The organism is Actinomadura sp. 6N118, assembly GCF_044326415.1.
GTDB lineage: Bacteria > Actinomycetota > Actinomycetes > Streptosporangiales > Streptosporangiaceae > Spirillospora.
The window spans coordinates 1-21,289 of record NZ_JBIRAZ010000041.1; the positions used below are offsets into that span (position 1 = coordinate 1).

Annotated in this window: 16 protein-coding genes; 7 read left to right on the top strand and 9 right to left on the bottom strand. The window is 70.2% G+C overall.

Features of this window, described 5'->3' with window-relative positions; translation table 11 throughout:
- Positions 1-596 precede the first annotated feature (596 nt).
- From ACH34W_RS52440 to ACH34W_RS52460, 5 genes are all read right to left on the bottom strand, one after another.
- Positions 597-809 carry a hypothetical protein gene (locus ACH34W_RS52440; protein ID WP_395968796.1) on the bottom strand — a complete coding sequence of 71 codons (213 nt, stop codon included), beginning with the start codon at positions 807-809 and terminating at the stop codon, positions 597-599.
- A gap of 1,408 nt (positions 810-2,217) precedes the next feature.
- The gene (locus ACH34W_RS52445; protein WP_395968797.1) at positions 2,218-3,285 is read right to left on the bottom strand and encodes an NAD(P)H-dependent flavin oxidoreductase; all 1,068 of its coding nucleotides are present in this window, start codon (positions 3,283-3,285) and stop codon (positions 2,218-2,220) included.
- On the bottom strand, positions 3,282-4,010 hold the full coding sequence (locus ACH34W_RS52450; protein WP_395968798.1) for a CoA-transferase subunit beta: 729 nt from the start codon (positions 4,008-4,010) through the stop codon (positions 3,282-3,284). The genes ACH34W_RS52445 and ACH34W_RS52450 overlap by 4 nt, the downstream gene beginning before the upstream one ends.
- Positions 4,007-4,867 carry a CoA transferase subunit A gene (locus tag ACH34W_RS52455; RefSeq protein WP_395968799.1) on the bottom strand — a complete coding sequence of 287 codons (861 nt, stop codon included), beginning with the start codon at positions 4,865-4,867 and terminating at the stop codon, positions 4,007-4,009. The genes ACH34W_RS52450 and ACH34W_RS52455 overlap by 4 nt, the downstream gene beginning before the upstream one ends.
- On the bottom strand, positions 4,864-5,613 hold the full coding sequence (locus tag ACH34W_RS52460; RefSeq protein ID WP_395968800.1) for an enoyl-CoA hydratase family protein: 750 nt from the start codon (positions 5,611-5,613) through the stop codon (positions 4,864-4,866). The genes ACH34W_RS52455 and ACH34W_RS52460 overlap by 4 nt, the downstream gene beginning before the upstream one ends.
- Positions 5,614-5,668: 55 nt before the next feature.
- Here ACH34W_RS52460 and ACH34W_RS52465 point away from each other — a divergent pair, with 55 nt between their 5' ends.
- Together ACH34W_RS52465 and ACH34W_RS52470 are read left to right on the top strand one after the other, a co-directional pair.
- Positions 5,669-6,436 carry an SDR family oxidoreductase gene (locus ACH34W_RS52465; protein ID WP_395968801.1) on the top strand — a complete coding sequence of 256 codons (768 nt, stop codon included), beginning with the start codon at positions 5,669-5,671 and terminating at the stop codon, positions 6,434-6,436.
- Between the two features lie 47 nt (positions 6,437-6,483).
- Positions 6,484-7,392, top strand: coding sequence for an SDR family oxidoreductase (locus ACH34W_RS52470; RefSeq protein WP_395968802.1), 909 nt, complete (start codon positions 6,484-6,486; stop codon positions 7,390-7,392).
- Here the strand turns inward: ACH34W_RS52470 and ACH34W_RS52475 are convergent.
- The gene (locus ACH34W_RS52475) at positions 7,389-8,471 is read right to left on the bottom strand and encodes an AraC family transcriptional regulator (protein ID WP_395968803.1); all 1,083 of its coding nucleotides are present in this window, start codon (positions 8,469-8,471) and stop codon (positions 7,389-7,391) included. The two genes, ACH34W_RS52470 and ACH34W_RS52475, sit on opposite strands and share 4 nt — an antisense overlap.
- Before the next feature lie 17 nt (positions 8,472-8,488).
- Positions 8,489-9,508 (bottom strand): hypothetical protein, encoded by a 1,020-nt coding sequence (locus tag ACH34W_RS52480; RefSeq protein WP_395968804.1) that lies wholly within the window; start codon positions 9,506-9,508, stop codon positions 8,489-8,491.
- Positions 9,509-9,667: 159 nt separating this feature from the next.
- Between ACH34W_RS52480 and ACH34W_RS52485 the strand changes: the two genes are divergently transcribed.
- Entirely contained in the window at positions 9,668-10,492 is an 825-nt protein-coding gene (locus tag ACH34W_RS52485) for an NAD(P)H-binding protein (protein ID WP_395968805.1), read from the top strand.
- A 1-nt stretch (position 10,493) separates the two neighbouring features.
- Here ACH34W_RS52485 and ACH34W_RS52490 read toward each other — a convergent pair whose 3' ends face one another.
- Positions 10,494-10,907, bottom strand: a complete 414-nt coding sequence (locus tag ACH34W_RS52490; protein ID WP_395968806.1) for a MarR family winged helix-turn-helix transcriptional regulator — start codon at positions 10,905-10,907, stop codon at positions 10,494-10,496.
- A gap of 83 nt (positions 10,908-10,990) precedes the next feature.
- Here ACH34W_RS52490 and ACH34W_RS52495 point away from each other — a divergent pair, with 83 nt between their 5' ends.
- The 3 genes from ACH34W_RS52495 to ACH34W_RS52505 all read left to right on the top strand — a co-directional run bounded on the left by ACH34W_RS52495 (position 10,991) and on the right by ACH34W_RS52505 (position 15,264).
- Positions 10,991-12,745: an ABC transporter ATP-binding protein gene (locus ACH34W_RS52495; RefSeq protein WP_395968807.1), complete on the top strand. Its 1,755-nt coding sequence runs from the start codon at positions 10,991-10,993 to the stop codon at positions 12,743-12,745.
- A gap of 318 nt (positions 12,746-13,063) precedes the next feature.
- Complete coding sequence (locus ACH34W_RS52500; RefSeq protein ID WP_395968808.1) at positions 13,064-13,795, top strand: hypothetical protein; 732 nt, start codon at positions 13,064-13,066, stop codon at positions 13,793-13,795.
- Positions 13,792-15,264 (top strand): NADH-ubiquinone oxidoreductase-F iron-sulfur binding region domain-containing protein, encoded by a 1,473-nt coding sequence (locus tag ACH34W_RS52505; protein ID WP_395968809.1) that lies wholly within the window; start codon positions 13,792-13,794, stop codon positions 15,262-15,264. The genes ACH34W_RS52500 and ACH34W_RS52505 overlap by 4 nt, the downstream gene beginning before the upstream one ends.
- A gap of 128 nt (positions 15,265-15,392) precedes the next feature.
- On the opposite strand, the gene ACH34W_RS52510 is transcribed toward ACH34W_RS52505, so the two are convergent.
- Complete coding sequence (locus ACH34W_RS52510) at positions 15,393-16,829, bottom strand: serine/threonine-protein kinase (RefSeq protein ID WP_395968810.1); 1,437 nt, start codon at positions 16,827-16,829, stop codon at positions 15,393-15,395.
- A gap of 464 nt (positions 16,830-17,293) precedes the next feature.
- On the opposite strand from ACH34W_RS52510, the gene hrpA reads away from it, so the two are divergent.
- Entirely contained in the window at positions 17,294-21,265 is a 3,972-nt protein-coding gene (hrpA, locus tag ACH34W_RS52515) for an ATP-dependent RNA helicase HrpA (RefSeq protein ID WP_395968811.1), read from the top strand.
- Positions 21,266-21,289: the final 24 nt, after the last annotated feature.

Here is a 21,289-nt window from a genome sequence, read left to right on the forward strand (position 1 = left end):
ACGCGGCAGACCTGTCGATCAGGCCGACAATCCCTGGCACGACCACGCGGCCTGACCACTCACACACCCCAGCCCTGTAGTAGCCCGGCGCCTTCCTGCACCGGGCCTACAGGCACGCCCCCACCCCCGGCCCAACCGCTCACCACAGGCGGCAGCCGCGGTCGGCAGCCTTGGCGCCCCTGGCGCCCGCCCCCAGCCCGCAGCCCCGGACCAGGTGCCCGCCAGCCCCAAGGGGACAGGCCACCCACCGCGTCGGCAAGCCCTAAGGCCGCTGCAGGCGTGAGCACGGCCGGGACGCAGCAGCACCAGCCTCCCCGCGTACAACGTGACAAAGCTCTTCCCCCGCCAGACGCGCAGCCACCTTGACGCCCAGACCTCCCCCCGGCTCACCTCGCCGCCGGGTCTGAACCCAGCCCCACGGTGACCCGCAGCCGGGCAATCAGCCGCACCAAAGGCGGTGGCCGATGCCGAGATCACAGACCTAGACCGTTGTGGACATGAGCGTGGTCAGCTTGCAGCACCACCAGCATCCCCGCGCGCAGCGCGACAAGCCCCTCCCTCCACCACCAGATATGCGGCCACGTCGACGCCCACCCCTACCCTCCGGTCACCTCGCCACCGAGTTCGAACCCCAGCCCTGCGGTGACCCGCAGCCGGGCAAGCCGCCGCACTAAAGGGGTGGCCGATGCCGAGTTCGCAGCCCTGGAGCTGCCGCGGGCATGAGCGTGGTCGGGACGCAGCAGCGCCAGCGTCCCCGCGCAGCGCGACAAAGCCCTCACCACCACACGCGCGGCCACGTCGACACCCACCCCCACCTTCCACTCACCTCGCCGCCAAGTCCGAACCCCAGCCCTGCGGCGACCTGCAGGCGGGCGAGCAGCCGCACCAAAGGGGGGCCGACGCCGAGATCACAGACCTAGAGCCGCTGAGGCCGTGAGCATGGCCGGGGCGCGGTAGTACGGGCCTCCCCGCGCGCAGCGCGGCAAAAGCTCCTTCCACCGAACGCGCGGCCACGTTGGCGCTCACCTCTGCGCCCCGCTCACCTCGCTGCCGAGCTTGAGGCCCAGCCCAGCGGTGACCTGCAGGCGGGTGACCAGCCGCACCAAAGGGACGGCCGATGCCGAGATCACAGGCCTAGGGTCGCTGCGGCCATGAGCGTGGTCGGCCTGTGGCAGTCTCAGCATCCTCGCGTGCGGCGCGACAAAGTTCTTCCTCATCAGATGCGCGGCCACGTCGACACCCACCTCCACCTCCCACTCATCTCGCTGCCAAGTCCGAACCCCAGCCCTGCGGTGACCTGCAGGCGGGTGACCAGCCGCATCAAGGGGGCGGCCGATGCCGAGTTCACAGGCCTAGGGTCGCTGCGGGCATGAGAATGGCCGGGACGCGGCAGCACCAGCCGCCCCGGCGCGGCGCGGCGCGGCAAAGCCCTATCCAGCAGACGTGCGCTCACCTGGGCGCCCAGCCCTACTCTCCGCTTACCTCGCTGCCAAGTTCGAGGCCCAGCCCTGCGGTGACCTGCAGGCGGGTGACCAGCCGCACCAAAGGGGCGGCCGATGCCGAGTTCACAGGCCTAGGGTCGCTGCGGCCATGAGCGTGGTCGGCCTGTGGCAGTCTCAGCATCCTCGCGCGGAGCGTGACAAAGTTCTTCCTCATCAGATGTGCGGCCACGTCGGCGCACAGCCCTGCCTCCCGCTCGCCTCGCTGCCAAGTTCGGGGCCCAGCCCTGCGGTGACCTGCAGGCGGGTGACCAGCCGCACCAAAGGGGCGGCCGATGCCGAGTTCACAGGCCTAGAGCCGCTGAGGCCGTGAGCATGGCCGGGGCGCGGTAGTACCGGCCTCCCCGCGCGCGCAGCGCGGCAAAAGCTCTTCCCACCGAACGCGCGGCCACGTTGGCGCCCACCTCTGCGCCCCGCTCACCTCGCTGCCGAGCTTGAGGCCCAGCCCAGCGGTGACCTGCAGGCGGGCGACCAGCCGCACCAAAGGGGCGGCCGATGCCGAGTTCACGCCGTCGACATCCAGACGCGCACAACCCTATGGATCAGGAAGCTGCCGGGCGCGGGAGTGGGCACGACAAGGAACTCGACCACGAAGCCCCCTGTCGGCGGTGCTACCCGCCGACGGGATGCTCCGGCTCCGGAGTGGTGGCGCTGCGCAAAAGGTCCTCATGGGATCAGCGGACGAGGCGTTGCCTGCATCATGAACGCCTTGGCGCAGCTAGCGATTGACCAGGTGGGTTTGCTGGGTGGCTATGGTCTTAGCGGCGTCTTGGACGATGGTGTCGATGAGGGCCTCGCAGGTGGGGAGTTCGTCGATGAGCGCGACCACCTGGCCTGAGGCCATCACGCCCAGGTCCGGGCGGCCGTCGACCATGGCGGCCTTCAGCAGCATGGGGGTGTTGGCGGCCATGAGGACCTGCGACCAGGAGAGGTCCTTGCCGTGCTTCATGGCCTTGCCGTCGGCGAGCATGGCGCGCCAGGACATGCCGGAGATCTTTTTGAAGCGGGCGCCGTTGCGGAGGGCGCGGACGAGGCCGGTGAGGCGGCCGGCGCGTTCTAGGGTGTCGACCAGTTCGCTGCGCAGGACGCGGTGCGGCATGCCGTCCACCTGACGGGTGACGATCGTCTCGTTGGTGCCCAGATAGACCTGCTTGACCTCGTCGGGCACTGAGCTGTCGGCGGTCAGGAGGAAGCGGGTGCCCATGGCGACGCCCGCCGCGCCGTACGCGAGGGCGGCGGCGAGGCCGCGGCCGTCGAAGAAACCGCCGGCGGCGATGACCGGGATGTCGACGGCGTCGACGACCTGGGGGAGGAGGAGGGTGGTCGCGACGGCGCCGGTGTGGCCGCCCCCCTCGCCGCCCTGGACGAGCACCGCGTCCGCGCCCCAGGCGGCGACCTTCTCGGCGTGGCGGCGGGCGCCCACGGACGGGATCACGATGGTGCCGGCGTCCTTGAGCTTGGCGATCAGCTCTTGTTTGGGGGCCAGGGCGAACGAGGCGACACGTACGCCTTCTTTGATGAGGAGGTCGATGCGGTCGCCCGCGTCAGTGGCGTCGGCGCGGAGATTGACGCCGAACGGGGCGTCCGTGCGGTCCTTGACCTCGTGGATCGCGTGGGTCAGCTGGTCGAGCGTCATGGTGGCCGACGCGAGGATGCCGAGGGCTCCTGCGTTCGCCACGGCCGAGACGAGGCGCGGTCCGGCCACCCAGCCCATGCCTGTTTGGACGACCGGGTGCCGTACGCCTGTGAGGCGGGTCAGGGGTGTGTCGAGGAGCTGGTCGATCATGAGACCTCGCGTTCGCGGAGGCCTCTGGGGTCGAGGACCTCGCGCATGACCTGCAGCTCGTCGGAGGTGGGGAGGCGGGTCTCGGGGACGTCGGCGGGGATGTCGAGCTCGAAGCCGGTGTTGCCGACGACGTCGGCGACCGAGACGCCTGGGTGGACCGAGCGGAGGCGCATGCGCCGGGTGGGGGTGGCGAAGTCCAGGACGGCGAGATTGGTGACGACGGCGCGGATCTCGTGCGCGCCGCGGTCGTGGCCGACGCCGCTCACGAAGTCGACCTTCTCGGTGAAGACGCGGGTCGAGTGCTTGGGGACCCAGTAGCTCGTCGTGTTGAGCAGGGTGTTGCCCGGGCCGCCGCGTACACCGAGAAGCTGGCGGGCGGGCCGCTCCCAGTCGCCGATGCACGAGATGTTGGTGTTGCCGAACGCGTCGATCTGGACCGGCCCCATGACGACATGGCGGCGTCCGTTCAGCACCAGCCAGAGGTGGTCGCGGAACGGCAGCCAGCCCTCGACGCCGGAGGCCTTCGCGCCGAGCGGGACGGGCTCGGCGCTTAGCGCTGGGCCTCCGTCGGTGGTGAGGAGATCTGGTTCGAACGTCGCGCGCGCCAGGCGGGAGCCGAGCATCGGGACGAAGCCCGCGACTGCCGCAGCCACGATCTCGCCATCGCCCCGGAACAGTTCGGCGCAGGCGACGGCGCAGATCTCGGCCCGTGTCGCCGTCGTCATCGGCTCTCCTCCTGCCATGTGCGTACGGCGTCCTGGTAGGCGGGCTCGTCTCCGGATAGGAAGCGGGCGCGGAACGCGGCCCATTCCTCGGGGTCGGCGGCGGCCTTGGCGTAGAGCTTCTGGAACGCCTCGTCGCGTTCGTGGTCGGGCTCGCAGGTCGTGAAGTGCGCGCCGTTCGGCGTCTCAACCACCCCGGTGACCTGGGAACGGCTGATGAGGAGGGACTGGAGTGGGCCCTCCTTGAGGAGGTCGCCGGTATCGACGAGCCGTTCACACGAGACGTAGGTGCGGTCGGCGGCCTTGGCGAAGAGGTCGTCCATGTACGGGTCGGGGCCGAGGTATTGGGCGTTGCCGCGTGCGTCAGCGCGGTTCATGTGGACGAGGGCGACGTCCATCGTGAGGGCCGGGACCGCGACCAGTTCCTGGCCGTCCTCGTACGGCGAACGGATCGTCTTCAGCTCCGGATTGACCTTCAGCACGTCCGAGCCGAGCCCCGCCGGAGTCGGCAGGAACGGCAGCCGGTGCGCCGCCGCGTACAGCCCGAACATGAACATGCCCTCGTCGTACTCGGTCAGCTCGATGTCACCGTTCTGCCGCGCCTGCCGGAAGTGCGGCTCCAGCGGGATCGAGTCGAGCGTGACGAACGCGGTGATCAGCCTGCGCACCTTGCCGTACGCGCAGAGCAGGCCGACATCGGGCCCGCCGTAGGAGATGACCGTCAAGTCGGTCACCGGGGAGTTGCAGATGGCGCGCACCAGGGCCATCGGCTTGCGGCGCGACCCCCAGCCGCCGATCCCGATCGTCATGCCGCTCTCCAGCGACCCGGCGATCTCGTCGATCGTCGTGACCTTGCTCACCGGCCCTCCTTCCGTACGAAGGCGTCGCGGTGGGCGTCACCGGCGCCGACCAGGTTCAGCTCGAAGGTGAAGCCCTGCTCGTAGCGGTAGCTGCGCTTCACGTCGATCGGATCGATCCCGTTGAGGGACTCCTTGGCGCGCCGGATGACGTACGGATCCTTGGCGGCGATGTTCTCGGCGACTTCGAAGGCCTTCGCGCGCAGGTCCGCGGCCGGGACGACCTCCAGCACTGATCCGTGCCGGTGCAGCTCCTCGGCCGTCACGTTGCGGCACGTGTAGACCATCGCGCGCATCAGGTGCTGCGGAACGAGGCGCGCCAGGTGGGTGGCGGCGCCGAGCGCGCCCCGGTCGACTTCGGGGAGGCCGAAGTAGGCGTCCTCGGCGGCCACGATGATGTCCGCGTTGCCGACCAGTCCGATGCCGCCGCCGAGGCAGAAGCCGTTCACCGCGGCGACGACCGGGACCTCGCATTCGTAGACGGCCGCGAAGGCCGCGTAGCAACCGCGGTTGGCGCCCACGAGCGCGGTGTGGCCCTCGGTGTTCTGCATCTCCTTGATGTCGACGCCCGCGTTGAATCCGCGTCCCTCGGCGCGGAGCACGACGGCGCCGACCTTCTGGTCGCGTCCGGCCGCGAGCAGGGCGTCGGCCAGGTCGTACCACCCGCGGACGGTCAGCGCGTTGACCGGCGGGGCATCGACGACGATCTCGGCGACCCCGCCCGCGTGGGTCGTGGTGGAGATTCCCATGCGCTACCTTTCCACCAAACATTTGTTAGAACAGACCGTAGCAGAGGAGGGCCGGATGTCTCTTTCGCTGGATCTGACCGGCAGGCTCGCCGTCGTCACCGGGGGAGTGCGCGGGGTCGGGCTTGGCATCAGCCGCGCCCTCCTGGAGGCCGGGGCGGACGTGGTCGCCGTTGCCCGCCGCGAGCCGGAGTCGCTTCCGGCCGCCGGTGGCCGGACGGCCCGCTTCGCCTCGCTGGACGTCCGCGACCCGGCCGCGGCGGAGGCCTTCTTCGGCGGTCTTGAACGGGTCGACGTCCTGGTCAACAACGCGGGCGGCACCCCGTTCCTGCCGATCGCCGAGGGCGAGGTCCGCACGCATGCCAAGATCATCGAGCTGAACCTCACCTCGGCACTGATCATGTCGAGGTCCGCCAACGCGCGCATGCAGGCCCAGGAGGGGGGCGGCTCGATCATCATGATCAGCAGCGTCAGCGGCGTGCGTCCCTCGCCCGGCACCGCCGCTTACGGCGCCGCCAAGGCGGGCCTGGACAACCTCGCCACCTCGCTGGCCGTCGAATGGGCGCCGCGCGTACGAGTCAACTCGCTCACGCTCGGCATGGTCCGGACCGAGCAGTCACACCTGCACTACGGCGACGAGGACGGCATCGCCGCCGTGGCCGGCACGGTGCCGCTGGGCCGCCTGGCCGACCCGTACGACATCGGCGCGGCCTGCGCGTTCCTCGCCTCTGACCTCGCGGGTTACATCAGCGGGTCCGCGCTGCTGCTGCACGGCGGGGGAGAACGCCCCGCTTTCCTGGACGCCGCCAACGTCAACCGCGAGTGAACGAACCATGAGAGCCGTGAGTGGCAAGAGAAGAGCAGGAGGACTGGATGATCTGCAAAGACCGCGTCGTCGTCGTCACTGGAGCGGGCCGCGGCCTCGGCCGGGCGCACGCGCTGGAGTTCGCCCGCCAGGGTGCCAGGGTCGTCGTCAACGATCTCGGCGTCGCCCGCGACGGCACCGGAGACGCCTCCGAGGGCCCCGCGCACGAGGTGGTCAAGGAGATCGAGCAGCTCGGCGGGCAGGCGGTCGCCAGTCCCCACGACATCGCCACCGAGGGGGGAGCGGCCGCCCTGGTCGCCACCGCGATCGACACGTTCGGCCGCCTCGACGTCCTGGTCAACAACGCGGGCTTTCTGCGCGACCGGATGCTGATCAACCTGTCCGAGGACGAGTGGGACGCGGTCATGCGCGTTCACCTCAAGGGGCACTTCCTGCCGCTCAAGCACGCCGGGCAGTACTGGCGCGGCGAGAGCAAGGCCGGGCGGCCGGTCGACGCCCGCGTCATCAACACCTCGTCCGGCGCGGGCCTGCTTGGCAGCGTGGGCCAGGGCAACTACTCGGCTGCGAAGGCCGGCATCGTAGGGCTGACTCTGGTCGCGTCGGCGGAGCTCGGCCGGTACGGGGTGGCGGTCAACGCGATCGCCCCGGCCGCCCGGACGCGCATGACCGAGGAGGTCTTCGCGCAGACCATGGCCGCGCCCGCCGAGGGCGAGTTCGACGTGATGGCACCCGAGAACGTTTCTCCGCTGGTGGTCTGGCTGGGCTCGGCGGAGTCGCGCGGTGTCACCGGCCGGGTCTTCGAGGCCGAGGGCGGCAAGATCTGCGTGATGGACGCCTTCCGGCACGGCCTCGCCGTCGACAAGGGCGCCCGCTGGGATCCCGCCGAGCTGACTCCCGTTCTCACCGATCTCCTCGCCCGGTCGGCGGCACCCGAGCCTGTCTACGGCGCGAGCTAAGCGGCGCCAGCGTCGACGCCGGCGCCGGTGGTGCCAGTGCCAGCGATGGCGGCGTTGCTTGGGGCAGCGGCGGTGCCAGCGGCGTTGGGTGGGGCAGCGGCAGAGGTGGGAGCAGCGCCTGTGGTGGTGGTAGCGGCGGCGGCAGTGGCGCGCAGGACCGTGCTCGGACTCTCGCCTCGCACGCGCTTGAACGCGTTGCTGAATGCGAACCCGTCCGAGTAGCCGACCTTGCGTGCCACCGACGCGACGCTCGAACCCGGCTCGCGCAGCAGATCGGCGGCCACGGCCATCCGCCACTCGGTCAGGTAGGTCAGCGGCGGCTGGCCGACGAGCTCGCTGAACCGCCGGGCGAAGACGGCCCGCGACATGCCGATCTCGGTGGCCAGCCCGGCCACCGTCCAGGCCCGGCCGGGCTCGTCGTGGAGCAGCCGGAGCGCCCGCCCGATCTGCGGATCGGCCAGTGCGCGGTATCCGGCGGGCGGCTGCGCGTCGGGCCGGGCGAACCATGAGCGCAGCACCCGGACCAGCAGCATGTCGAGCAGCCGGTCGAGGATGACCTGCTGGCCGGGATCCTCGCGGGCGATCTCCGTGGCGAGCAGGTCGAGCAGCGGCGCGAACTCGGGCGCCCACGGGACGACGACCAGCTCCGGAAGCGCCCTGAGGAGCCGCTCGCAGACGTCCCCGCGCATCGCGTACTCGGCCGTGACGAAGAGATCAGATCCCTCGGCCGTGAGCCCGTACGTCCGGGGACCCAACACGAAGTTGTGCCCGGCCGTGTCCGGCCCGTCCGCCGTCAGCCAGCATCGGTCGGCGCCCTCGATGACCACCTGGGCCGGGGTGTCCGGGCTGTCTCCCATGGTGAACGAGCCGTTGCCCCGAACCAGGACGATGTCGCCCTCCTTGGCCTCCACCGGCTCGCCGTCGACCGGTGTGATCCAGGCGTTCCCGCTGAGCATGGTGCCGAGGGTCAGCGGGGCCGGCGAGGCGAAGTGCACCGCCCAGGGCGGCTCGGCGACGGACCGGCAGAACGTCGCGCCGCGTGCCCGGACCCCGGAGAGGAGGTCGTCGAGGAGGTCCATACCGAGACGATCTCACATCAGGCCATGGACTCCACATACGAGATCGTCGTCGTACGGGCACCGGCGTCGCCGCCGGCGAAGCCGTAACAGAGCCGCGCCGAGCCCCCGGTCTGCTGGATCGCCATGCCCTCCGCCTTCCGGTGGACGTGCGAGAAGACGGCAGAGGGGCCCGAGTCGAGGGAACGCTGCTGCACCACGCGTCCGCTCCTGAGATCAACGGTGGTGAGGTGGGCGTCGTCCTGAAGATTCGCCGCCAGGATGTAGAGGTGGCGGTCGTAGGCCGCGTAGCCCTGGACCTCCACGAACACCTCGATCGGCCGGCGCCCTGGACGGTAGGGCTGCTCGAGGACCGGCTCCGCGAACCAGGCGACCGGGTGGTACGTGCCGGCGATCACTTCGTCCAGCGAATAGACGGCGTACCGCGCCCTGCCGGCCACGACGTACCGCTGCACCAGCCGGTTGTTGACCGGGTCGAGGGTGCAGGTGACATCGGTGGCGCCACGGATCAGCCTGTGCTTCTCGAGCCCCGCCGAGTCCGGGGTGAACGTGGCGCCGTCGACGAACGGGATCCTGGCGAGCGCCCGGCCGGTGCAATCCAGCCCGTCTGTCCGCACTGCGCCGTCCACCTCGACCCACAGGCGGACATGGCGGGGGGTCGACTCGACAGCGAGGGACATCCCGTGACCCCAGCCCCGGCCGGCCCGGTCGCGCAGGATCATGTCGCCGAGGACGTTCCCGGCCAGATCCGTCCTGGTGACGTGCAGCCGGCCCGCCGGCGCGGCGCCCACCTCGTCGAGGACCTGCACGAAGTAGAGATGGCCGCGCAGGTTGTCGAAGCCGAACGACTGGATCACGGTGCCCGGAAGGATCGTCTTGTTCCACAGCAGCGAGTGAACGGAGCCGAAGAGGTCGAAGCGCCTCGCCACGGCGGCGTCCGCGGTCCGTGTGCCGGCGAGAAGGGAACCCAGCGCGACCGCCGCGGCGGCACGTCCACCGGTGGTGAGCACGCGCCGCCGGTTCCACTGCTTCTCATGCATGAGGCCACCCTCGTCGTACCCGATCTCCGCTCCGTGGCAAGGTAGCGGTCCTCGGCGGGGAGGCGCGTCATCCCAAAGTGTGATCTTCAGGACGATCGCACATGGAATCAAGACGGACACTCATGGATCGTCTCGGATCGCCCTGATGTCATGGTTGCCATGACCGAATCGATCACTCTCGTGCTCGGCGCCCGCGGCAAGACCGGCCGCCGGGTCGTCGCACGCCTCAACGATCTCCGCCGCCCCGTCCGCGCGGCCTCCCGCACCACCGGCTTCGACCTGGCCGACCGGGCCACCTGGGGCGCCGCTCTGGACGGAGTATCGGCCGTCTACCTGGTACCGATGAACGAGTACGTCGACCAGTCCATCATCCCAGAGTTCACTGCCACGGCCGCCGCAGCCGGTGTCCAGCGCATCGTGCTGCTGTCGGCCCGTGGCGTGGCCGGTGAGGCGCAGCCCTCCCAGCAGCAGGCCGAACGCGCCGTCCGCGAGTCCGGAATCGCCTGGACGATCCTCCGCGCGGCCTGGTTCGCCCAGAACTTCAGCGAGGACTTCTTCCTTGAGCCACTGCGCGCCGGTGAGCTGGCGATTCCTGCGGGGGAGGGGCGCGAGCCGTTCATCGACGCCGAGGACATCGCCGACGTCGCGGTCGCCGCGCTCACCCAGGAGGGCCACACCGGCCAGGTCTACGAGCTCTCCGGCCCCGAGCCCCTGTCGTTCCGTACCGCCGTCGAACTCATCGCCGAGGCGTCCGGCCGGGAGATCCGCTATACCCCGCTCCAGGTGCCGGAGTACGTGACGTCGCTCACGTCGCTGGGCTTCCCCACCGAGATGGCCGAACTCCTGGCCGGCCTGCTGGACGGCATCAGCCAAGGCACGGGCGACCGGGTGAGCGACGGCGTCCGCCGCGCCCTGGGCAGAGACGCCCGCCCGTTCCCCGACTACGTCAAGGCCGCCGCGGCGGCGGGCAGCTGGTCTCTGTAGATCATTCGTGTTCGTCGAGCAGCGCGAGCAGAGCGCGGAGCTGCTCGCGTTGCTCGGCGGTCAGCGGCTGGAAGACCTCTTCGGCGGCCTCGCGGCGGGCCTCGGCCATCCGCGTCCGCACCGCCCGCCCCTTCGCGGTGGGGGTCACCAGGATCGAACGGCGGTTGCCGGGATCAGGCGTGCGGCCGGCCAGCCCGGCCTTCTCCAGCGCGTCCACCACGGTGGTGACCGAACGGGGGACCACGCCGAGGTGCTCGGCCAGCTCCGCCATGCGCAGGGGCTCCTCGGCGTTCGTGATCACTCGCAGGGCCCGGGATTGGGACGGCGTGAGCTCGAGTGGCGCCAGGCGTTCCAGCTGGTTGCGGCGGATCCTGCGGGCGACCTGGCCGAACAGCTCCACCAGATCCTTCTCCATTCAAGGGAGTCTAGCTCATTGTTCAGTGGAATAACTGTGAGCTTGGCTCAGTTATAGCGGGCGTGCTTACCGAGGAGCCGCCCATGCAGTCCGACTCACCAGAGGTCCGCCGCATCCTGCGGCTGTTCCATCCCTATCGCGGCCGGCTGGCCATCGTCGGCCTCCTCGTCGGCCTGTCCTCGCTGGTCTCGCTGGCCACGCCGTTCATGCTCCGCGAGGTGCTGGACGTCGCGCTGCCGCAGGGCCGCACCGGCCTGCTGAGCCTGCTCGTCATCGGCATGGTCGCCGTCGTGATCGCCACCAGTGCGTTCGGCGTACTGCAGACCTACATCTCCACCGGAGTCGGCCAGAGGGTCATGCACGACCTGCGCACCGCCGTCTACGGGCACCTTCAGCGGATGCCGCTCTCGTTCTTCACCAAGACCCGGACCGGCGAGGTCCAGTCCCGGATCGCCAACGACATCGGCGGGATGCAGTCCACGGTCACCTCGACCGCCACCTCGCTGGTCTCCAACTTCACCTCGGTCATCGCGACCGTCATCGCCATGGCGGTCCTCGAATGGCGGCTCACCCTCGTCTCCCTGCTCATGCTGCCGTTCTTCGTCTGGATCAGCCGCCGCGTCGGCAAGGAGCGCAAGCGGATCACCGGCCAACGCCAGAAGCAACTGGCCGCCATGTCGGCGATCGTCGAAGAGTCCCTCTCGGTCAGCGGCATCCTGCTCGGCCGGACGATGGGACGTTCCCGCGCGCTGACCGACGACTTCGCGGCCGAGTCCCGTGACCTGGTCGACCTGGAGATCCGGTCCAGCATGGCCGGGCGCTGGCGGCAGTCGACCATCGGCATCGTCATGTCGGCGATGCCCGCGATCATCTACTGGGCCGCCGGGCTCACCGCCTCCGGTGGCCGGCCGCTGATCTCGATCGGGACCCTGGTGGCGTTCACCACCCTCCAGGCCTCCCTCTTCCGCCCGATGGTGATGCTGCTGCAGACAGGCGTTGAGGTCCAGAGCTCCTTGGCCCTCTTCAGCCGGATCTTCGAGTATCTCGACCTCCGCCCGGACATCGAGGAGCCCGCCAAGCCGGCTCCGATCCAGAACGTCCGGGGCGAGGTCCGCTTCGAGCACGTGGGCTTTTCCTATGACGGCTCCCCGGCCCTGCAAGACCTCGACCTGGTCGTACCCGCCGGCACGAGCCTTGCCGTCGTGGGCGAGACAGGCTCAGGCAAGACGACCCTGGGCTATCTCGTCCCGCGCCTCTACGACGCCACCAGCGGCCGGATCACGATCGACGGTGTCGACGTCCGCGACCTCTCGTTCGAGGACCTGTCCAACGCGGTCGGCGTGGTCTCCCAGGAGAGCTACCTCTTCCACGCCAGCGTCGCTGACAACCTTCGCTTCGCGAAGCCGGACGCCACCGACGAGGAACTTCACGGCGCCGCTCGCGCCGCGCAGATCCACGACCACATCATGAGCCTCCCCGACGGCTACGACACGATGGTCGGCGAACGCGGCTACCGGTTCTCAGGCGGCGAGAAGCAGCGGCTGGCGCTCGCCCGCACCATCCTTCGCAATCCGCCGATCCTGGTCCTGGACGAGGCGACCAGCGCCCTGGACACCCAGACCGAGCAGGCCGTGCAGGAGGCCATCGACCGCCTCGCCGAGGGCCGCACCACCATCACGATCGCGCACCGCCTCTCCACCGTCCGCGACGCGGACCAGATCATCGTCCTCGATCAAGGCCGCATCGCCGAACGCGGCACCCATGACGACCTCCTGGCCCTTGACGGCCACTACGCAGCCCTGACGGCCCGCGACGGCACTCCCGTACCCGTCGCCTAGCCACACGCGCACCGCACGCGCACCGGCCCCGTCGCAGGCGATCATCGTCCGGCCGGGGGCGGGGTGGTGCCCGGATCTCCCCAGGTCAGGCTTTGTATACTGAGGGTGTTCGGGTCGCGGAGTGGACGGACGGGGTGCCCTCCGGGACGGCTTCCGAATGCGACGAGGTCCTGTCCGTAGCGGGGTGACGGTCTGAGAACGGCCGGTTACGGCCAAGGTATCCGCGTGCGGGAGGTCTGTCCGGCGAACTGACCTCGAACGGGACGCGTCGTAATTGGCCGAGGGGTGCACAAGGGGACTACCCGAGAGGCTTAGGTGATGGCTCCCGACCATCGCAGGCTCGCGCACGAGGGGACGCGAGGGTTCGGCGTGGGGACGGGTTCGTCGCCGCGGCGGGGTTCCGGCAGGCGCCATCGGCGGCGTCCGCCGGGTGGCCTGCTCGTGATCCTGGTCGTGACGGCCTTGGCCGGGGGGCTGCTCGGCCTGGCGATCAGCATGGGCTGGATCGCTCCCGTCGGCCGGGCGCTGGGAGGGTTCCTGGACTTCTACTGCGGGGTCTTCGCGCTGGTCACGCTGTCGCTGACGGTCTTGATCGGGCTGCTCGCGACAGATCGCACGATCCTCGCCCCCGGGCACCGGGTCCACGCGCAGTCCGTCCACCGTGTCCTGGCCTTCATCTCCGTCTCGATGCTGGTGGCGCATCTGGCCACGCAGTTGGCACGGCACCGCGTGGGCATGGTGGAGGCGTTCGTGCCGTTCTCGTCCTCGGTGACGTACGGGCTCGGGACGGTCGCGTTCTATCTGCTGGTCGTGGCGATCGCGAGCGGTATCGCGCGGGGGCGCTTCGCCATCACCGGCAGGCCGTGGGTGTGGCGGTTGCTGCACCTCACCGCCTACGTCGCCTGGCCGATGGGCATATGGCACGGACTGTCGGCGGGCCGGGAGGCGGCTCCGTACGTGAAGGTGGCCTACGCGCTCTGCCTGGTCGCGGTGGTCCTGGCACTGATCGCACGGCCGTTTCTTCGCCCGCGGGCGCGGAGGGCGTCATGATCAAGATTGCTGTTCGGCAGATCGGCCCCGGCCGGCTCACCCGGGGATTGGAAAGTGACGGCCGCGTCGATTGGGATGCCCACCGTGGCCTGCATCCGGAGCCGCAGATGCTGGAGTCCGGCCGGCTGATCGCGCTCGCTGAGGCAGGGAAGTTGTGCGGCCGTGGCGGGGCCGGCTTCCCGTTCGCCCGCAAGTTGCAAGCCGTGGTCGACAGTGCGGCGCGGCGCCGCAAACGCACCGTCGTGGTCGTCAACGGCACCGAGGGGGAGCCCGGCAGTGCCAAGGACAAGGTGCTGCTGTGCCGCACGCCGCACCTGATCTTGGACGGGGCGGCGCTGGCCGCCACCGCACTCGGGTCGCGCGAGATCGTGCTCGGAGTGACCGACGAGGAGGCCGCCGCCTCGATGGAGCTGGCGATCCAGGAACGGGAGCTGGACGAGCGCGCCCGGGTCGTGCGGCTGCCGGAACGGTTCATCACGGGCGAGAGCGGCGCGCTCGTCCGCGGCATCAACGGGCGCCGGCCCATTCCGCCGGGCCGCAAGGGACACGCCTCCACCCGGGGCGTCGACGGGCTCCCGACGCTGCTGTCGAACGCGGAGACCTACGCGCAGCTCGCCGTTCTCGCCGGGCTCGGCCCCGACGCGTACGGGAAGGTCGGCATCCCCGAGGAGCCGGGCACCGTCCTGCTGACCGTGACGGGGTCGGCGCGGTTCCCGGCGGTCGTGGAGACGCCGTCGGGGGCGCCGCTGGCCCATTTGCTGGATCTGTGCGGGAGCCGGGCGGGCGAGGGCGTGCTGGTCGGCGGGTACCACGGTGCCTGGCTCACCGGCGACATCGCCACCCGTACGCAGGTGTCGCGGGTGAGCCTGAGCGAGGCGGGCGGGACGCTCGGCGCCGGCATCGTCATGCCGCTCGGCCGGGGCACCTGCCCGATCGGGGAGGTCGCCCGCGTCGCCCGCTACATGGCCGCCGAGTCGGCAGGGCAGTGCGGGCCCTGCCGGCTCGGTCTGCCTGATGTCGCGGGAGCGCTCGCCGCGCTGGCGGGCGGGCAGGACGCGGCGGACGCGCTGGAACGCCTCCGCAAGGCCGCCCGGATGGTGGTCGGGCGCGGGGCCTGCGCACACCCGGACGGGCTGTCGCGGTTCGTGCTGACCGCGATGGACGTCTTCGAGGCAGACGCCGCCGAGCATGTGGAGTACGGCAGCTGTGGCCGTCCCGTGCTGGGCGTCCTGCCCGCCGAGACCGAAGCGCAGCTGCAGTTGGAGGTCGACTGGAGCCGCTGCGACGGGCACGGGCTCTGCGCCGACATCCTGCGCGGCATCGTACGGATGGACGAGTACAACTATCCGGTGATCCCTGGCGAGCCGATCCCCTCGATGCTCGAATCGGACGCGCGGAGGGCGGTCGCCATGTGCCCCGGCCTGGCCCTCCGCCTGGTGCAGCGCGTTCCCAAGGAAGCGCGCAAGTAACCGCAGGCGGACGGGGCAGCCCGCGTGGGGACTCGGCTCGGGCGGGGCTTAGCTCACGCCGGACTCAGCTCGGGCGTGGCTCGGCTCGGGCGGAGCTCGGCTCGGGCGGGGCTCAGCTTGGGCGGGGCTCAGCTTGGGCGGTAGTCCTTGAGGTATCGGTCCACCTTCTGCGCGTAGGACTTGTACGCGGGAGGCACACCGCGGGCCTTCTTCACCTTGGCGACGCTCGTGCGGTAGAGCCCGGCTAGGTTGAGCGCCGGATCACCCGGCACGTCCTGGATCTGGCGGCCGAGCGAGCACAGGAACCGGCCCATCGCCGGAATGGACAGCTCCGGGGTGATGTCGGCGGGCCGCGGCGCGGGGTTGTTGGACCCGCCCGGCTGCCAGTGCATCAGCACCGCGGGCGTCCACCGGGCGATGCCGTACTCGTCGGACTTCGGATCCGACAGGTGGGGATCGAAGTTGCTCTCGGCCTTGAGCATGGCGGCGATCAGGGCGGGGCTCAGCCCCCTGACCTCGCACCAGGTGCCCGCGCGCACGATCAGGCGGCGGTACTGCGTCGGGATGCCGCGGTCGGTACGGATCCACCGCCCGCCCGGGTCACCCATGGACGCGCCGTGCTCCTTCTTGGGAGCGGCCTCGTCGTCTCCGGTGACCATCCACACGGTCCCTCCGGTGGCCAGCAGCAGGGCCGCGACCGCGCCGCCGGCCGCCCAGATCACGCGGCGTCGCCCCCGGTGCCGCTTCGAGACCGGCCGGGTGTGGGGAAGGGGGTCGGTGTCGACCTTGCCCAGCGTCTGGGACAGGGCCTGGGCGAAGTCGGAGGCCGAGGGCCAGCGCCGCTCGCGGTCCGGTTCCAGTGCGCGGTGCACCACGACGTCGATGTTGTGCGGGACGGTCGGCTGCACTTCGCTCGGCAGCCGCCGGCTCTCCGTGGGGGGCTGCCCCGTGAGCATGTGATAGGTGAGGGCGCCCAGCCCGTACACGTCGGCACGCCTGTCCGGGGCGCCGTCGATCTGGGTCTGCTCGGGCGCCATGTAGCCCGGCGACCCGGCGGGCAGGGTCAGGCTGGACAGCCGGTCGCCGGTACGGGCGATGCCCAGGTCCGCGATCATGATCCGGTCGGCGCCGTCGGTGGAACGGATCAGTACGTTGGACGGCTTGAGGTCGCGGTGCACGATGCCTTGGGCGTGGAGCGCCTCCACGCCGTGGGCGATCTCGCGGGCCAGGTTGAGCGCGTCGTTCAGCGGGAGGGGACCGGCGGCGAGCAGTTCGTCGAGAGTGCCCTTGTCGGCGTAGCTCATCACGAAGTAGGGCCGGCCGTCCGGCAGCTCGCCGATGTCGAAGACCTGGACGAGCCGGTGCGAGTCGACCGACCGCAGCAACCGGGCCTCCTGCACGAACCGCTCCCGTAGGTCCGCGCGCTGTGCCCAGTGGTCGGCCAGGATTTTGATCGCCACGGGGGCCTCCAGCTGGGCGTCGTGGCCCAGCCAGACGGCGGCGAAGCCCCCGGAACCCAGGAGCCTTTCGATCCGGTAGCGCCCAGCCGCACGCGGAGTCTCCATGGTCGCCAATCATGGATGATTCGCTGCCCTACGGGGAGTCCTTTTGAGGGATCAGACATGTCACGCCGGAAGGACCCCGTTTCCGGATCTTTCCTGGTCAACCGGTGGACAAGTCCATAACAAACCCAGGAATGCGCCCGCACTGGCAAATGTTGGACAAAAGGCCGTCATCGGGTTGCCCCCCGGGTCCTCACCGGCCTGCCAAAGGCCCGGTGCGCCTAACGCCGGAGGCCAACGTCGAAGGCCCGGTGCGACCACCCCCGCCGCGTCGGTGCCCGCCCGGAAAAATGGATCGCCCCCCGGCGACCCGGGAGGCTACGGTGCCAAGGTTGCGGGGTGACCCGCTGGGAAGGCCGCCAGGAAAGATCGGCAGGGAAGATCGGCAGGGCGGCCGGCAAGACCGGCCGGTTCCGTTCGCCCGCTGGACAGGCCCTGCGGCCTGGAGTCATATCCTTAGCCAACGTATGAGGACGCCTGTGAAATCGCCGCTCGCCGATCTGCGCGCGCGCCTGCCGGAGCTGATGCTGCGAGACCAGCATCGGCTCCGCCGCCGTATCGATGGCACGCAGAAGATGCGGGACGCCAAGAGGCGGGACAAGATCACCGGCGAGATAGCCGCCGACATCGACGCCGCCGAGCGGCGGGTGGCACGGCGGCGCGCGGCCATGCCCGCGATCACCTATCCGCCGGAGTTGCCGGTCAGCCAGAAGCGCGACGATCTGCTGGCCGCGATCCGCGATCACCAGATCGTGATCGTCGCGGGCGAGACCGGATCCGGCAAGACCACCCAGCTGCCCAAGATCTGCCTGGAGCTGGGCCGCGGGATCCACGGGGCGATCGGCCACACCCAGCCGCGGCGGCTGGCGGCGCGCACGGTCGCCGACCGGATCGCCGAGGAGCTCGCGACGCCGCTCGGCGAGGCGGTCGGCTACAAGGTCCGGTTCACCGACCACTCCAGCGACAACACGCTCGTCAAGCTGATGACCGACGGCATCCTGCTCGCCGAGATCCAGACCGACCGGCTGCTGCGCCAGTACGACACGCTGATCATCGACGAGGCGCACGAGCGCAGCCTCAACATCGACTTCCTGCTGGGCTATCTCAAGGAGATCCTGCCCCGCCGCCCCGACCTCAAGATCATCATCACCTCGGCGACCATCGATCCGGAGCGGTTCTCCGAGCACTTCGACGACGCGCCGATCGTCGAGGTGTCCGGCCGCACCTATCCGGTGGAGGTCCGGTACCGCCCGTTCGCAGAAGACACGGGCCCCGAATCCGATGGCGACCAGATCCAGGGGATCCTGGACGCGGTGGACGAGCTGGCGCTGGAGGCACCCGGCGACGTCCTCGTCTTCCTGAGCGGCGAACGCGAGATCCGCGACACGGCCGACGCCCTCCAGAAACACGTCCAGGGGCGCAAGGGCCAGAGCACCGAGATCCTGCCGCTCTACGCACGGCTGTCGGCAGCCGAACAACACCGGGTCTTCCAGGCCCACCGAGGTCGCCGGATCGTGCTGGCGACCAACGTCGCCGAGACCTCGCTCACGGTGCCGGGCATCAAGTACGTCGTCGACCCCGGCACGGCGCGCATCTCCCGCTACAGCCACCGCCTCAAGGTGCAGCGGCTGCCCATCGAGGCGGTCTCCCAGGCGTCCGCCAACCAGCGGAAGGGCCGCTGCGGCCGTGTGTCGGAGGGCATCTGCATCCGGCTCTACTCGGAGGAGGACTTCGAGTCCCGGCCCGAGTTCACCGATCCGGAGATCCTGCGGACCAACCTGGCCTCGGTCATCCTGCAGATGACCTCCCTCGGCCTCGGCGACATCGCCGCGTTCCCGTTCGTCGAGCCGCCGGACCGGCGCAACATCAAGGCCGGTGTCGATCTGCTGCACGAGCTGGGCGCGATCGATCCCACCGAGGCCGACCCGCGCAAGCGCCTCACCCCGCTGGGCCGCCAGCTGGCGCAGCTGCCGGTCGACCCGCGGCTGGCGCGGATGGTGCTGGAGGCCGACAAGAACGGGTGCGTGCGCGAGGTCCTGGTCATCGCGGCCGCGCTGTCCATCCAGGATCCGCGCGAACGGCCCGCCGAGCATCAGCAGGCCGCCGACGAGCAGCATCGCCGCTTCGCCGATCCGACGTCCGACTTCATGGCGTACCTCAACCTCTGGAACTACCTGCGCGAGAAGCAGCGCGAGCTCTCGGGGAGCGCGTTCAGGCGAATGTGCAAGAACGAGTTCCTGCATTTCCTGCGCGTACGCGAATGGCAGGACCTGCACAGCCAGCTCCGCCAGGTCGCCAAATCGCTGGGCGTCACCGTCAACAGCGCCGACGCGCCACCCGACCGCGTGCACATCTCGTTGCTGGCGGGCCTGCTGTCGCACATCGGCCTGATGGACACCGACAAGAAGGACACTGAAAAAAAGGGCACGGACAAGAAGGATCCACGGCGGCGCGGCCAGGAATACCTCGGTGCGCGCGGCGCCAAGTTCGCCGTCTTCCCCGGATCGGCGCTGTTCAAGAAGCCGCCGCGCTGGGTGATGGCCGCCGAGCTCGTCGAGACCTCCCGGCTCTGGGGACGCATCAACGCCAAGATCGAGCCAGAGTGGATCGAGCCGCTCGCCGAGCACCTCGTCAAACGCAACTACAGCGAACCGCACTGGTCGAAGAAACAGGCGGCCGTCCTCGCGTACGAGAAGGTCACGCTCTACGGCGTGCCCATCGTGGCTCAGCGCAACGTCAACTACGGTCGCATCGACCCTGAGCTCTCCCGTGAGCTGTTCATCCGGCACGCGCTGGTCGAAGGCGACTGGGAGACCCATCACGAGTTCTTCCGCGACAACCGCGAGCTCCTCGAAGAGGTCGAGGAGCTGGAGCACCGCGCCCGGCGCCGCGACATCCTCGTGGACGACGAGACGCTCTTCGAGTTCTACGACGAACGTGTCCCCGACGACGTCGTCTCCGGCCGCCACTTCGACTCCTGGTGGAAGAAGGCCCGCCATACCGAGCCCGACCTGCTCAACTTCGAGAAGTCGATGCTCATCAACGAGAGCGCCGACGACGTCAGCGAGGCCGACTACCCCGACGTATGGCAGCAGGGGCCGCTGCGCCTTCGCCTGACCTACCAGTTCGAGCCGGGCACCGATGCCGACGGCGTCACCGTGCACATCCCGTTGCAGGTGCTCAACCAGGTCAGACCAGACGGGTTCGAGTGGCAGGTGCCGGGCCTGCGCGCGGAGCTGGTCACCGAGCTCATCCGCTCGCTGCCCAAGCAGCTGCGTGTCAACTTCGTGCCGGCCCCCGACTTCGCGCGCCGCGTTCTGGAACGCGTGGCACCGCGCACCGAGCCGCTGCTCGACGCCCTCGAACGCGAGCTCACCGCCATGAGCAGCGTGCCGGTCGCCCGCGAGGCCTGGGACCTGTCCCGGCTCCCCGCACACCTGCACCTCACCTTCCGCGTGGTCGACGACCGCAAACGCACGCTCGCCGAGGACCTCGACCTGGACGCCCTTAAGCGCAAGCTCAAGGGCAAGGTGCGCGGGACGTTGTCCAAGGCGGCATCGGCGGACGGCCTCGAACGCGCGGGCCTGCGCGAGTGGACGATCGGCGAGCTGCCGCGCACCTACGAGCGCAAGCAGGCGGGCTATGAGGTCAAGGCCTATCCGGCCCTGACCGACGAGAGCGACAGCGTCGCCGTGCGGATGTACGAGACGGAGGCCGAGCAGCGCCGCGCCATGTGGCGGGGCACGCGGCGTCTCGTCCTGCTGAACGCGCCGTCCCCGGCCAAGCTCATCCAGGGACGGCTCACCAACCAGGGCAAGCTCGCTCTCAGCCACAACCCGCACGGGTCGGTGGCCGCGCTCTTCGACGACTGCGTCACCGCCGCCGCCGACCGGCTGATCGCCGAGGCCGGGGGGCCGGCGTGGGACGAGGGGGCCTTCACCCGCCTCTACGACCACGTCAGGGCCGAGCTCCACGACGCCACGGCGGCGATCGTGGCGCAGGTGGAACGGATCCTCGCCGAGTCCCACGAGATCGATCGGCGCCTGCGCGGCACCACCAGCCTGACGCTCGTACCGTCGCTGACCGACATCCGCGACCGCCTCGGGAAGCTCATCCACCCGGGGTTCGTCACCGAGACCGGCTGGCATCGCCTGGCGGACCTGCCGCGTTATCTCCGGGCGCTGCAGATCCGGCTCGACAAGCTCCCCGAAAACCCGAACCGCGACCGTCAGCTGTCGCATCAGGTCGCGGTGTTGGAGCAGGAGTACGAGCAGACACTGCAGCGGCTCCACCCGGCCCGCCGCGACGACGAAGCGGCGCGGCAGATTCGCTGGATGCTGGAGGAGCTGCGAGTCAGTCTCTTCGCAGTGCAGCTCGGCACCCGCTATCCGGTATCCGACAAGCGAATCCGCAAGGCGATGGCCCAGCTCACGCCATAACCGGGCAGTCAGGCTCGGCGCCCC